Raw genomic sequence first — 15,683 nt, 5'->3', positions numbered from 1 at the left:
GAAGAACTCCCTATGTCTTTATTCTTTGTTCTTTACTCTTTATTCTAAATAAATATGAACACAAATAATGTAGAAAAGCACCGATTGATCCCTCCCGGGATCCTGTTCCCTTTTATTCTTCTTACTTCGCTCTTCTTTATCTGGGCGGTACCCAACAATATGACCGACACCATGCTGGCGGCGTTCAAGCGCATCATGAGTCTGACCGATACGCAAACAGCATGGATCCAGGTAGTCTGCTACCTTCTCGGGTACGGTTGTTTCGCACTTCCCGGAGCAATTTTTATCAAGAGACGCACTTTCAAGTCAGGAGTATTGTTAGGACTTCTGCTTTGTATAACGGGGTCGATGTTGTTTTATCCGGCTATGCTGGTAAATGATATCAGTTCGCCGTTGAGTTTCGCTACCTATCTTTTCGGTATATTCATATTGTTTGCAGGATTATCAGTACTCGAAACCTCGGCCAATGCGTATGTTTATTCACTCGGGGATCCGAGGACAGCTACCCGCCGGTTGAACTTCTCTCAGTCGTTCAATCCGTTTGGTGCATTGACCGGTGTGCTGGCCAGCCAGATATTTGTCTTATCTCAGTTGAATACCATGACGGCCGGCGAAAGGGCTGTCCTGAGCGGGTCAGAACTGGTTGCCATTCAACGGGGTGAACTGAATGCCGTCACCATGGCCTATCTGATCCTGGGGGCAGTGATGCTGGTACTGTTACTGCTGATCATATTCACCAAAATGCCGAAAGCACAGGATGACGATAAGAGTTTGGACCTGAAAGCGACATGGAGCCGGCTAAAAAAGAATAAGAATTACGTCTGGGGAGTATTGGCACAGTTTTTCTATGTGGGTGCGCAGATCGCAGTCTGGTCGTTCATTATCCGTTACGCCATGCAGCAACTCGATTTGGATGCAGTGATCGCCGGTCTGGGTGCAAATCCTTCGCAGGAAGCAATTATCGGGGCGTTGCGCGGTGTAGAGCCGGTGGCAGGTGGTTTTTATGCACTTTGTGAAGCGATCGGACTGGATGCACTCTTGCCACGTACAGCCGAGCAGGCGGGCGCCACTTACTATATCATGTCGCTTATTCTCTTTGTGCTTGGACGCTTTATCTGTACCTGGCTGATGAAATATACCCGGCCGGTGAACATATTGTCGGGATTGGGTATTCTGGCGGTGATATGTTCACTTTTGACGATTTACGGAGAAGGATTTGTGGGAGTATATGCCTTGATGGGTATCTCGGGTTGTATGTCCGCCATGTTCCCCACCATTTACGGCCTTGGCATGAGAGGACTGGGAGATGATACCAAGATTGCCGGTTCGGGCATGGTAATGGCGATTGCCGGTGCAGCGTTGCTGACGCAAGTGCAGGGTATCCTCTCCGATCAGGCGGGGAGCATTAAATTCGCCTACTGGGTACCTGTTGTCGCATTTATTATTATTACTTATTATAGTTTTACGATAGCACGCAGCAAGAAGCTGGGTAACGGAAAATAGATGGATATGGAAAAGTTAGTCATAGGTATTGATTATGGTACCGATTCATGTCGTGCGGTAGCGTTAGACGCCGTATCCGGGAAAGAGCTGGCGACAGCGATCTCCGGTTATATCCGCTGGAAAAAAGGATTATATTGTGATCCTTCTGCCAACCGGTACCGGCAGCATCCGCAGGATTATATTGATTCACTTGTGGAGGTGATTCACGATTTATTGGCACAATTATCACCCGATGAAGTGAAAAATATTGTTGCTCTTGGAATTGACACGACGGGGAGCACACCCTGCCTGACGGACCGTGACGGCACACCGTTGGCATTGCTGCCTGAATATGCCGACGATCCCGATGCAATGTTCATCCTCTGGAAAGATCATACTTCTATCCGGGAGGCAGATGAAATCAATGTCCTGGCCCGTAAATGGGAGACCGATTTTACGTCCCGCTCCGGAGGAATCTACTCTTCAGAGTGGTTCTGGGCAAAAGCACTACATGTACTTCGTGCAAATGAAAAAATAAGAGAGAAAGCCTATTCCATTATCGAGCATTGCGACTGGATGCCGGCATTATTGACAGGAAATCTACGGCCTGAACAAGTGAAGCGTAGCCGTTGTGCTGCGGGACACAAAGGGATGTGGGCGGAAGAATGGGGCGGTTATCCGTCGCAAGCGTTCCTTTCTGCGCTCGATCCCTTATTCGATCGGTTTGCCGGGCGTTTAAGCGCAAAAACATATACCGGCGATACATCGGTCGGGAAACTCACCGATGAGTGGGCTGGGCGTCTCGGATTGCCCGCGGGAATAGATATAGCAGCGGGTATTCTCGATGCACATGCCGGAGCTATTGGTGCGGGGATCACAGCGCACACGATGGTGAAAATCATCGGTACCTCTACCTGCGATATTATGGTTACCCCGAAAGAGGATATCGCAGATAAACTGATCCCCGGGATCAGCGGACAGGTAGATGGATCGGTTATACCGGGCCTGATAGGCCTGGAAGCGGGACAATCTGCTTTTGGCGATGTATATGCCTGGTGGAAGGAGATACTTTCCTGGTCGTTGAACCTGCTCCCGAATGAGCAAGTAGCAGAGGCGACAGCGCGGATATTGCAGAAGCTGACCGAAGAGGCGGAAAAACTGCCGGTAACTGAGTCGGATCCGGTGGCGACCGACTGGTTGAACGGACGGCGTACCCCCTTTGCCGACCTCACATTGAAGGGAGGCATTGCCGGTATCACTTTGGCTACTACCCCTGCGCATATCTTCAAAAGCCTGGTGGAAGCCACAGCTTTCGGTTCCCGTGCTATTATGGAGCATCTTGAGAAAGAGGGTGTACAGGTGAATGAGGTGATTGGAGTGGGAGGTATTTCATTGAAATCACCCTATGTGATTCAGACACTCTCCGATATCATGGGCGTACCCATCAAAGTGGCTGCCACGCAACAGGCGGGAGCATTGGGCGTCGCTATGTGTGCTGCTGTCGCGGCAGGTGTCTTTCCTACGATGGAGAGGGCCCAGGAATCCCTGGGACAGGGCTATAAAACGGAGTACGTTCCCCGTGCGGAAAACCGGGACGCCTATAGCGCATTGTATAAAAAATACCGGCAATTAAACTGGCTTTTGGAAGGAAAATAAACGAGCGTTTGTTGTTTTATACAAATAAAAAACCGGAATTGTCAGTTCAGTTTGAGCAGGTGATCCCGGTTTTAATTTTATATATGTTGCGAAAGACATCAAAAAAGTATTTATCCGGTCAGTTCTTTTATGCGCAGCTTTTCGTGACAATTTCAGTTCTTCAATAAGATAAATCCTTAAATCGGAAACCTTGTTCATTACTCTATCAGAAACAAAAACCTCACGCATTTTTATCGAAATGTTCATCAATTTGATGATGTAGTTCGTCAATAAAAGTACTTACCGGAACAGCATTACATTCCTCAACAACTTCAAGGAAACTTTTCTTCTTTTCCTTGACTATCGTAGCAAAAGGAAGTGTCGCCAAACGGCAATTATCTACGGTTTTATGTTGTAAAACATATAAATTTATTTTGCTAAAACGATTTAATGAAACTATTTTTGTATTTCATTCTTATTCTTTCACCTGCAAATGGAAAAAAAGGTATCGATAAAAGATATTGCGAAAATGGTAGGTGTCTCGCCCGCCCTTGTTTCAATGGTATTGAATGGGAAGGCTGAACAATACAGGATCGGGGAGGAAGTTGCAAGGCGGGTTGAGGAGACGGCAAAAGAGATGCACTATGTTCCGAATGTTTACGCCAAAACTTTGCGTTCCGGAAAAACACAATTGATAGGATTGATCGTTACCGATATTTCCAACCCCTTTTATTCGGCAATCGCAAGAATTGTAGAAGACAGGGCCAGCGAATTGAATTACACTGTGTTAATCAGTAGTACGGATGAAAATCTGAAAAATACCGAAAGGTTGGTGGATGTGCTGCTCAACAAAGGAGTAGAAGGATTGATACTGGTGCCATGCGATGGTTCGATAAAGCTTATCCAAAGACTTTATGACAGCCATTTCCCTACAGTGTTGCTGGACAGATATTTTCCGGATATAGATTTGAGTTCATCCTGTTTGGATAATTACAGGGCAACGGAACTGGCCACGGAGCATTTGCTCGGACAAGGATATAAAAACATCGCGTTGATCGCTTATAATACAGAAATGCATCATATTCTGGATCGTATTTCGGGATATGAAGACACGATGAAAAATGCGGGACTAAGTGCTTATGTACATGTCAGGAAGGTGAATATCCTGAATCCGAGACCGGGTATCAGGGAAGCATTGGAGGAATTGATCCACAGGAAGCATGTGGATGCCATTATGTTTCTGACCAATATGCTTGCTACCAATGGATTGTATTGCTTGAATGAAATGAATGTGAAAATACCGGAGGATGTTGCTGTAGTGGGGTTTAATGGAAATGATGCATTTAATCTCTTTTATTCACCCATAACCTATATCAGGCAACCGATCGAGCAAATTGCAAAAGGATCAATAGATATATTGATCAAGCGCATTAAGAAAAGTAATTATAAATCAAAACTATTTTTAGAGCCGGAATTGGTGATTCAACAATCATCTCAAAGAATCTCGTAAGAAACCCTGGAATTGCAGTTAAATTATAGATACAATATACATATAAGCTAAAACGATTTAGCTGTTGTTGAATGAAAAGTGAGATGAGAACAGGCTTTCCGTCTGTGGATAGAGTAAGAAACATATAATAAAAATAATCGTATGATAAACAGGAAAATAAAACCACTTGAAGGGATTATTGTCCCTCTTGTAACGCCATTGTGCGGTAATAACCGGATCGACATAGATGGATTGAGTAATCTGGTTGAGCATGTGGTCAGAGGAGGTGTGCATGGAATTTTTATCCTGGGCACCACCGGAGAAGCGCAGAGCTTAAGTATGAGCCAACGTGAAGAGATGATAAAAGAAACAAGCCGGATTGTGGAAAATCGGCTACCTCTTTTGGTCGGCATCTCCGATACGTCTCTTAGCGACAGCGTTGCTCTGGCTCAAAAGGCGTATGAAGCCGGCGCATACGCGGTTGTTGCAACGCCTCCTTATTATTTTGCTACCGCCCAGTCGGAGTTGATCGGGTATTTCGAGAATCTGATTTCCCTGTTGCCCCTTCCTTTGTTTTTGTACAATATGCCTGTTCATACAAAAGTGGCATTTGATCCTAAAACGATTAAGCAAATTGCTCAAAATGAAAAGGTGATTGGTTTTAAAGACAGTTCCGCCAACGGTACTTATCTACAGACCGTGATGTACATCATGAGAGAAAGACCTGAATTCATGATTTTTGTAGGCCCGGAAGAAATGACAGCCGAAATGGTGCTAATGGGCGCCCATGGAGGGGTAAACGGAGGAGCCAATTTATTTCCTGAATTATATGTTGAACTGTATGGTGCGGCTAAATCACACAATATTGAAAAAGTGAGGCGTTTGCAACAAAAAGTGATGCAAATATCTAGTGGTATTTACAGCAAAGGCAAGTATGGTTCCAGTTATTTGTTAGGGCTCAAATGCGCCTTGTCAGTAGCAGGAATTTGCAGTGATTTTCCGGCGATGCCTTTTACCCGTTTCGATGAGGAATACAGGAATAAAATAGAGCAGGAGATGGTAAAAATAGAAAATCTACTGCATACCGGAAAAATGTAATTAAATCATTATAGCGAGAATTATCCATGTTATTAATCCAAAAAACGCAACAATTGTATGAGAAGAGTTATCTATTATCTTTCATCCGTTTTTTTGTACTTGCTGGTTTTCCTTTTTCCGGCATGCTCAGACGACGGATCAAAAACTGATCTTCCGCTTTCTGCTGTAATTTTTCACAGTATAGACGGAAAACAGGTTGCTTTTACGGCACTTACCCATAGTGCTGTAAGCTGGGAATGGGATTTTGGGGACGGAAACGTCAGTACCGAGAAAGATCCTGTACATGTCTATGAAGAAGGGGGTTATTATATTGCCACATTAACAGCAAAAGACAATGCCGGTAATTCGGTAACCACAGAGGTGAATTTAGCTGTTTCGCTCACCCCTTATGCCTTGCTGACCGGAAACCACACAGCCGAAGGGTACGATGGTAAAACATGGAAACTTACCATGTCGCATACTGTCAATGACAAGCTGGTGAACTCCGACGCGAATTTCTCATTGCTCGATGAAGATATTCCATCGTTGCCCTCGGGAGCTTTTAGTGTATATGTCGGACTGCCTGAAGCATATAATGATGAGTTCACTTTTTATTATGATGGTCGTTACAGGCAAAACACAACAGACGGCTCCTCTTTCGGGGGTATCGTCTATGCGATGAGATTGCAGCAGATGGGAGGTGCTCAGATCACCAAGACGGGTGGAGAAGCGGTGTTTGGTCAGGATGTTTTTGCGTTGACAACTTACACATCCGACGAGAACGCCACATTTGTATTGAATGAGAATGAAAATTTCATCATACCTACCATTCCTGATTTTGCGACAGGTACACAGCCTCCCGGTATTCCGGTTGTAACCTATCCGGGTGTGATGACACTCGATTTTCCCGATTCGGATGCATTTATCGGCATACGGGATTTTCACAGGAAAGTGATTGTGCAGGAGATAACGAGCAGCTCCATGCGGTTGGTGATGTTCCTGACATTGTCCCCTGATGCGATAGTCAGTCAAAATCCTTTGATTGCTTTAAGTACTTCTGCTGCAATACTTACATTCGAAGCAGTTAATTAAAACCGATTTAAACCAATGTGAAAATGGAAGCAAAAAATTTGCCAATGAATAAATACCAAAACTGGTGTAAAGTGATTTTGTCTTTGGCTTTTCTCCTCTTCTCTATAGGAGTTGGTTTTGCAGAGACAACCGATACAAAGCAAAATACAATAACTCTTACCGGTAAGGTTACGTCTGCCATTGACGGGATGCCACTTATCGGAGTCAGTATCGTTGTAAAGGGAACTGCCGAGGGTACAGTCACTGATGTGGAAGGGAATTACAGGTTTAATGTGCCCTCAAATGCAACGCTTGTCTTTTCCTATATAGGACATATTACACAGGAAATAGCGGTTGAAGGCCGTACAAGTATCAGTATTGTCATGGAAGAGAGTACCGAAACGTTGAGTGAGGTAGTAGTGACAGCGCTTGGTATTGGACGTGAAGAGAAATCACTCGGTTATTCCGTTGGAAAACTGGGTTCTGAAGAACTTGCCAAGGTGGTTCATGAAAATGTGCTTACTTCAATGGCCGGTAAAGTGACAGGGGTCACCATCAACCAGACCGGAGGCGCAGGATCTACAGTCAGTATGGTTATCAGGGGAGCTACCTCCATGAGTACTGATAACCAACCATTGTTTGTGATTGACGGTGTGCCTATGACCAGCTCCGTAAATAATGTCGGTGGTTTTGGCAATGGCAACTTGGTCGACTATGGAAATGCTATTTCAGATATCGATCCGGAAAGTATTGAAAGTGTTTCTATCCTTAAAGGACCCAGTGCTGCAGCCCTCTATGGTACCCGTGCCGGTAACGGGGTTGTACTTATCACCACGAAGAAATCGGATCGGAAGGGTGGAATGAAAGTGGAAGTGGTTTCAAATACCGTTTTCGATATCCCGTCAAAATACCTGGACGTGCAGAACCGTTTTGGGTTTGGTGCCAGGAGTTATACCGATACTACCTTTCCCGGAGGAATCCTTCCTCCTTTTAGTCCCTCGGAACAGGCCGGTGCAGGCCCCGAACTGAACAAAGGTTATTGGCAGGTCCAGCCCTTTGCACCACTCGATGCAAACGGTGTCCCGGTACCTACGGAATTGGTTTCCTATCCCGATAACTACAAGAACTTTATTAATGGTAGTGCCATCACTACTACCAATAGTGTGGCGATATCAAGCAGCAGCGACAGGGTGAATTACCGGCTCGGTGTATCCAATATGACCAATAAAGGTTTGGTTCCTAATTCGGATCTCAACCGGAACAATCTGACACTTGCAGCCTCATCGGAGGTAGTGAAAGGGCTTACTGTTAGTACCGATATTAACTATACACAGAATTGGGCGGACAACAGGCCGGCCACGCAGGAAAGGGGCGCCAATCCTCTGCAATGGGCTGCCTGGACACCCCCCAATGTGGATATCCGCAAAATGAAAGATTATGATCTTGGCGGGGGACAAGTGCTTACCATAGGTGAAGGCTGGGAAAATCCCTACTTCCTTGCGTATGGTATCAATAACAGTTTCAAAAGGAACAGGCTTATAGGGAATGTTTCCGCTACCTGGGAGATAACTCCGCAATTGAGCCTTATGGGAAGATACGCGCTGAACAGATCGGACGAGACAAGGGAAACGAAAATAGATCCGGGATATTCCCAGGAACCCAATAATGGAGCGTATGGTATTGTTACCAGTGAAAGCACTGAAACCAATGCTGATGTGCTGGCTACTTATAAAAACCATTGGGATGATTTCTCTCTTACGGCTTCTGTCGGAGGTAACCTTCTCTATTCCCGTTGGGCGAATGTGAGTAATTCATCGAAACCGGGATCGGGATTGATTATTCCCTATCTTTATACGATCCAGAATATTGAAAATACTTCGCTAAACTATTCCAATGCCCGTTACGAAAGGGCAATCAACAGCCTTTACGCAACGGCTAATCTGGGATGGAAAGACATGATTTACCTCGATCTGACAGCGAGAAACGACTGGGCCAGTACACTTCCTGCGGAAAACAGATCCTATTTCTATCCTTCTGCCTCATTGAGCCTTCTGCTGAATAATATGATTGATATGGGGAGGAATGTAAATCTTCTCAAACTCAGAGGAGGTGTTGCCCAGGTAGGGAATGACACCTCTCCTTACAGCCTTTATGCCACCTATTATGATGTGGGACAATGGGGTGATGCGATCCGACTCGGAAAACCGGGTGATCTCTTAAATCCCATTCTGCTACCGGAAGAATCGAAATCTTACGAAATAGGGGTGGATCTGAAAATGTTCAATAACAGGTTGCGCTTCGAAGGTACTTACTACCAGGCAGATAATCGCAATCAGATCCTTAGTGTACCATTGGCAGGGTCGGCCGGATTCAACAGTATTAAAGTTAATGCCGGATTATTACAAAGCAAGGGTGTGGAATTGATGCTTGGATTTACACCCATTGAAACCAAAGACTGGAGATGGGATCTGAATGCGAATTTCACAAAGAATAAGACTTGGTTGTTGGAACTGTCTGAAGGAACCGACTTTGTTGAGTTCTGGAATGAAGCCCGGGTGAGGAATATTGCCTATGCGAAAGATGAATCCTTGGGCAGGGATGGGTTGATTGGAAATCTTTATACCCGGAAAATACTGAGAGTAACCGATAAAAATTCTCCCTATTACAATTATCCCTTGTTACCGGAGAATGACGAAGATGCCGAATGGCAGTCTGAAGACGACTATTCCAAAGTGGGTAATTACAACCCCAATTTTATTATGGGACTCCAGACCTCTATCACCTACAAGAATTTTACTTTGAGCATGACGTTCGACTGGCGGTCGGGAGGACAGTATGTGTCACAAACCTGGCGTTACCTCACCGAGGGGGTTGTTTCAAACACATGGCTCAACCAGTTGATTACTCCACCTGAAGGATTGGGTGGTGGTCCGAGTCAGGCGCTTCGTGACTGGGTGGTAGCCAATGCCGACAGGTTGATTTATACCAATAATCCAAGGCCTGTCGGTGGACCCACTCCTGATTTTGGTGGATACTACAATGATTTCTATACCGGAATTGGAGCATACGACGGTGTTTTTGCTCCAGGCGTATACGGCCATTATGACGATAACGGTAATTTTATTCTCAGTAAGGAAAATCTTGGCAATGAGGGTACTGAATTCAGACCTTATGTGATGAGCTATCCCTGGGATATTGGAGAAGCTAACCTGTTCGATGCCGACTATATAAAACTGAGAGAGATCTCTTTGAATTACAGGGTTCCCGATAAGGCTGCCCAGAAACTGAGAATGAGAGACCTGAATATTTCGGTCTATAGCAGGAACATTATGCTTTGGGCGAAAAGTGCCGGCATGGGGATAGATCCTGAAAGGGCCTATCAATCGGGTAGTAACGGAAGTTTCAAGCAAGGTGTCGAACGTTTTAACGCCGAGCCCTGGGTTGTTCCGGTTGGGTTTAAATTAAGTTTTACTTTTTAATCGAAAGAATGTCATGAATAAGTTAAAAAGCAGTTTTATCATATTTTTAACGCTGATACTCGGATTTATCGTTTCATGCAAGGATCTGGATGAACTGAATATCAATCCGAACGGTGTTGATCCGTCAATCGCCGATGTAAACTTCCTGTTGCCCACGGTTCAGACAAATGTAGGGCAGACCGTTTACAATACCGGCTTCGGCACCTTTTCGGGAATTATGCAACATACACAGCAGACAGGCTGGTTCGGCGGATATAATAATTATGATTGGAATACCCTTTCGCATAGCTGGAATGGATATTACAGTATTTTGATGAATAACGATGAGTATTTCAAAAAGGCAGTTGAACATAATTACGAGTTCCACGAGGGAGTAGCCCGGATCATGAGGGCTTATGTTTTCGGCCTGATCACCGATATATGGGGCGATGCACCTTATAAAGACGCTCTCAAGGCCGAACAGGGGTCAGACCATTTTATGCCGGCTTTTGATCCGCAACAGGAGATTTACCATGGTATCCTTGTCGACTTGGACACAGCCAATACGCTCTTGTCGAAAAGTGCGAATGAGTATCGCAACATTGTGGCCAAACAGGATGTGATATACAGGGGCGATGTCTCCAAATGGCAGAAATTTGCGAATTCACTGGCCTTACGGTACTATATGCGATTACAGGCTAAAGAACCTACGTTTGCGGAAGAGGGAATCAAAAGAATTGCGAGTGATCCTGACAAATACCCGTTGATAAGGTTGGCCGGGGATGATGCCAATATCAGTTTTCCCGGTACTTCGAGAGCTACTTCCAACCCATTAAATACCGTGTATGATTTAGATCCGGCGGGTGCTTATATGAGGGTAAAAATGGGAAAAACATTGGTGGATGCCATGAGGGATTATAATGATCCGAGACTTGAGGTATGGGCTGAGAAAATAAAAATTCCGTTAAGATTGGTTTCGGGAACAGGTATAGATCGTATTGTAGATATTGATGATGATCATCAAATTCGTGAAGTGTCACAGGATGTGGTGACCGCTTTTGAGACCAATGGTATGAAGGTTGATTTTGATCCGGAGTATGCAGGAGTGACCATTTCCCATCCGTTGGTACAAATCTTTAATATGAACAATGCCAATGCATCTCAGGGAACCGTGAATCCGTATGCTTCCCATTTAAATAGTAGATATAGACAGACAGCCGATCCCCTTGTCCTGATGAGGTTGATATCAGCTGCAGAGGTCAATCTGATACTTGCCGAAGCTGCATTCAGGGGATGGATTGCCGGCAATCCGGCCGACTATTATGCCGAAGGTGTAAGGGAATCATTTAAAGCATGGGGAGTAGAAAGTGAATTTGACAGTTATATTGGAAATGTATCTTATGATGGACTGGAAAGTATTATTGAACAAAAGTGGATCGCCCATTGGACAACTGCACATGAAGCCTGGTTCGACTGGAGGAGAACCGGTTTACCGGCACTGAAAACAGGCCCGGCAGCTGTACGTCCTGTATTGCCTGTCCGTTGGTATTACCATACCTCCGATGAGATTGAGAAGAACAGAGCCAATGCCGAAGCGGCTATCGAAAGACTGGAAGCGACACCCTACCAGGGTACAGACCAATCTAAAAACAGTGCCTGGTCGAAGATGTGGCTTCTTCAGGGAACAGGTAAACCATGGTAGATAAATTAGGACCAAGAGCCAAGACAACTTGTGAACTAAAAACTAGAAGAGAAAAGTGAAAAGTTTGAGATGTTCTTTAATTGGTACATTAGTCTTGGTCCTTGGTTCTAAAAATTATAGTCTAAATAAATATTTTAATCATATGAAATTAAGCCAAATAGGCATTTTCCTATGCCTTTTGTTTGTAAAACCTGTTTCCGCAGGAACAGTCTCGCCGATAAAGGACGAACCTTATGCCGTCCCGGTATCGGTGAAGTATACATTATCTCCGAAATGGAAAGATGTCCACTTCAAGAAAGTTGTGGCAGATGGGGATAACAGTATTTTCATATTGACCGATGCCGGCCTGTTCCGCGATTTCCCGGGTGAAATGATTTCCAAAGATCTCCTGTATGCCTCCCTGGCAGATAAATATCCTGTCGATATTTGTATCCAGGAGGGGACTGGTTATCTCTATTATCTGTATCCCGACCGTTTCCTTACCAATAAACATGCCGGAGCAATATGCGGCCTGCTGCCTGAAAACAAATACAGACACATTGCTGTAAATAGCAATGATGATGTGTTGTTGATAGGAGAGCAGGCGGGTGTATTGTATAACCGAAACACAAAGATCAGAGAGTTAGGCATTCCACATAGTGAATTGATTAGATTGTATGTATCAGATGATCAATTCTGGTATTTATCTGCTACAGGTATTTATTTGCTTAACCATGATAAATGGGTGAAAATCCATTCCGGTAATAACCTGACAGCAATGGCATTCAATAGAGATAAGATAGCTGTGGGTACAACTGATGGCTATTATGTTATTGACCGGAGCGGAAAAATCGTTGAACCTCACAATAACAGGCTTCCTGTCCCCGTTATTAACCATATGTTGACCGTGGATGGAAAGTATTGGTTTGCAACGGATCAGGGCGCTTTTGTAAAACAACCGGAACGGTTCGACTATTATGCTTCTGAACGCTGGCTCGATCAGGACAAGGTCATAGATATGGCCGCGGATAACGACGGAAACCTTTACTTTTTAACTCCGACCGGTTTGAATAAGGTGCAGTTTGAACAGGAAACTTTGGCTGAAAAAGCAGGTTTTTTGCAGGACAATCTTCGCAAGTATCATCTCCGTTATGGTTTCTCAGCCGCTTCGCGGTTGGTCGACCCGGACGATCCTACCACCATGCGCCTCGACGATGATGACAATGACGGTTTATGGACCTCATTCTATCTGGGAAGTCAGGCATTCCGTTATGCCGTCACCAAAGAGGAAAAAGCCAAAGAGTATGTATGGGAATCATTCGAGGCTTTTGAAAGATTACTGACTATCCATCCCATAGAGGGATTTTCGGCAAGGACATTCGAACGGACAGGCTATATTGCGGGAGATACGGTTCCCTGGAGGCCTGCACCCGATAAGAACTGGTGGTGGAAAGGAACTACCAGTACCGATGAGTTTGTCGGCTATCTGTTCGTTACCTCGGTGATAGACCAGTACGTGGCGCAAACGCCGGAAGAGAAAAAACGGGTGGCCGACTACATAGACGCCATCATGACCCATATCATCACCCATGATTATTATTTTATAGATTATGATGGTCAACCCACGCTCTGGGGAAGATGGAATCCCGATTATGTGAACTCATTCGCCACCACGCAGTTCGACCGCAGGCTGAACAGCACATTGACCATTACGGGGTTGCAATTGGCATATAAACTCACAGGAAAAGATATCTATAAGAGTGAGGCGTTTCGTATGATGGAAGAACATGGATATCTGGATAATATGAAAATACCGATGGGTAATATCCGTTTTACCTCAGGATTCCAACACCAGGGAATCACCATGGGAGAGGACTGGAACCATTCTGATGATGAGATGGCATTCCTTACCTATTGGGTGTTATACCATTATGCGTTTGATGATACGTTAAAGCAGGAATATGCGAAAATGATACGTGATCATTGGGAGATTGAGAAACCCGAACGCAATGCACTCTGGAATCTCCTGGCCTATGGAACATCGGGTGATATCGATCTGGAATCTACCATCTGGTATCTGCAAGGGTTTCCCAAAGATCGTAACCGTTATGTGGTAAAAAACTCACACCGGAAAGACCTGGAATTCCTGCCGAAAGATATCCACACCAATTTCAGGGAGCAGACAACGACCGAACTTATTCCTAAAAGAGAACGCCCCATGAACCGGCATAATAATAATGAGTTTATTATTGACGGGGGGCGGGGAGCGCACCAGCAACTTACCGGTGATGAATTCCTGTTGCCCTACTGGATGGCGCGTTACCTTAATGTTATTGAATGATTCAAGATTTAAAATTCAAGATTCAAAATTCCACCATGTGGAGAATTGATTATAAAACTAAAAAAATAATATCGGGTATATGAAGAGATTACTGTTTATTTTAACTGTTTATTTTTGCGTTATTGTTGGATATGCCCAACAAGCGATTACACCTGAAACTGCGCTGAATGCTTATCTCCACAATGATGATCCTACATGGGGATGGGAAGTGCGGAACACATACCAAATGGATGACACAGAGGTCTATTCCTTACTGTTCATCTCTCAGAAATGGCATGGGATGCTATGGAAGCATGAACTCATTATCTTTGTCCCGCAGTCTGTAAAACAGGATGGAGCACTCCTGTTTATTGACGGAGGGTCGGTAAATGATGGCATTCCAAAATTTTCGAAAGAGGATAATGCCTTGTTCATGTTCCTCTCGGCCCTGGCTAACCGAAATAATGCCCTTGTATGTGTATTAAAGCAGGTGCCCAATCAACCCCTTTATGGCGGTTTGAAAGAAGATGCATTGATCTCCTATACGCTCAATGAGTTCAGGAAAGACAAAGATTATTCCTGGCCGTTGTTGTTTCCGATGACCAAAACGGCTTACAAAGCCATGGATGCGGTACAGGAATTTGCCACCCAACAGTTGGACCAGAAGATAAATCGCTTCCTTGTTTCTGGAGCATCGAAGAGGGGATGGACCACCTGGCTTACCGGGGCGCTTCAGGATCCACGTGTGGAAGCAATCGCACCCATGGTGATTGAAATGCTGAATATGCCGGCCAGCCTGGATTATCAGAAACAGGTATACGGGGAATACAGTGAAGAGATCAATGATTATATCAATCTGGAGATCCCGCAGGCAATCCACAGTGAATTTGGAAACGCTGTGGTACAGATGATAGACCCTTATTCCTACCGCGAAAAACTGACAATGCCCAAAATGATCTTTATGGGGACAAATGACCCTTATTGGGTTGTGGACGCCATTAAACATTATATCAACGATATTCCGGGGCATAATCTGTTGCATTACGTTCCCAATGCAGGCCACGGTTTGGGAGATAAGATACAGGCTTTTGGAGCGCTCAGTTCATTTTTCGCGCATATGTTGAACAAGACGGATTATCCTACCTGTGAGTGGAACCTGACGGAGAAAGGTAAAAATATTGACCTGAAAGTAAAAGCCTCTCCTGATAACTTGGTAGGGGCTACCCTATGGGAATCGGTTTCAGACAGCAGGGATTTCCGTAAAGCTACCTGGACTAAAAGTGATATACAGCTTAATGCCAAGAACAGGTCGGCTGTCGACATAAGGATCCAATATCCGAAAAAAGGATTCCAAGCCTTTTATGTGGACCTGGTCTATAAAGATCCCTATGGTGACGAGTATACGGTCAGTACACGGACCTTTGTCTCGGATAATAAAAAAGTATTTGTAGAGTAATCGTGGAAGTTTAA

General features: G+C 44.7%; 9 protein-coding genes. All 9 read left to right on the top strand.

Features of this window, described 5'->3' with window-relative positions:
- Positions 1-54 precede the first annotated feature (54 nt).
- The 9 genes from fucP to U2P89_RS03400 all read left to right on the top strand — a co-directional run bounded on the left by fucP (position 55) and on the right by U2P89_RS03400 (position 15,669).
- Complete coding sequence (gene fucP, locus U2P89_RS03440) at positions 55-1,503, top strand: L-fucose:H+ symporter permease (RefSeq protein WP_322190624.1); 1,449 nt, start codon at positions 55-57, stop codon at positions 1,501-1,503.
- Positions 1,504-3,138: a ribulokinase gene (locus U2P89_RS03435; RefSeq protein WP_322190623.1), complete on the top strand. Its 1,635-nt coding sequence runs from the start codon at positions 1,504-1,506 to the stop codon at positions 3,136-3,138.
- Positions 3,139-3,610: 472 nt separating this feature from the next.
- A complete protein-coding gene (locus U2P89_RS03430; protein WP_092024852.1) occupies positions 3,611-4,627 on the top strand; it encodes a LacI family DNA-binding transcriptional regulator in 1,017 nt (338 codons plus the stop codon).
- Between the two features lie 141 nt (positions 4,628-4,768).
- On the top strand, positions 4,769-5,704 hold the full coding sequence (locus U2P89_RS03425) for a dihydrodipicolinate synthase family protein (protein WP_092024853.1): 936 nt from the start codon (positions 4,769-4,771) through the stop codon (positions 5,702-5,704).
- 57 nt (positions 5,705-5,761) lie between these two features.
- Complete coding sequence (locus tag U2P89_RS03420; RefSeq protein ID WP_092024854.1) at positions 5,762-6,775, top strand: PKD domain-containing protein; 1,014 nt, start codon at positions 5,762-5,764, stop codon at positions 6,773-6,775.
- A 44-nt stretch (positions 6,776-6,819) separates the two neighbouring features.
- Positions 6,820-10,233: a SusC/RagA family TonB-linked outer membrane protein gene (locus tag U2P89_RS03415; protein WP_091905536.1), complete on the top strand. Its 3,414-nt coding sequence runs from the start codon at positions 6,820-6,822 to the stop codon at positions 10,231-10,233.
- 13 nt (positions 10,234-10,246) lie between these two features.
- Positions 10,247-11,914, top strand: a complete 1,668-nt coding sequence (locus tag U2P89_RS03410) for a SusD/RagB family nutrient-binding outer membrane lipoprotein (protein ID WP_091905532.1) — start codon at positions 10,247-10,249, stop codon at positions 11,912-11,914.
- A 142-nt stretch (positions 11,915-12,056) separates the two neighbouring features.
- Positions 12,057-14,234 (top strand): hypothetical protein, encoded by a 2,178-nt coding sequence (locus tag U2P89_RS03405; protein WP_322190622.1) that lies wholly within the window; start codon positions 12,057-12,059, stop codon positions 14,232-14,234.
- Between the two features lie 79 nt (positions 14,235-14,313).
- A complete protein-coding gene (locus U2P89_RS03400) occupies positions 14,314-15,669 on the top strand; it encodes a PhoPQ-activated pathogenicity-related family protein (protein WP_322190621.1) in 1,356 nt (451 codons plus the stop codon).
- Positions 15,670-15,683: the final 14 nt, after the last annotated feature.

The sequence above is a fragment of the Proteiniphilum sp. genome, from assembly GCF_034331125.1.
In the GTDB taxonomy this organism is placed as follows: domain Bacteria; phylum Bacteroidota; class Bacteroidia; order Bacteroidales; family Dysgonomonadaceae; genus Proteiniphilum; species Proteiniphilum saccharofermentans.
This window is presented reverse-complemented; position numbering and strand designations above follow the sequence as displayed.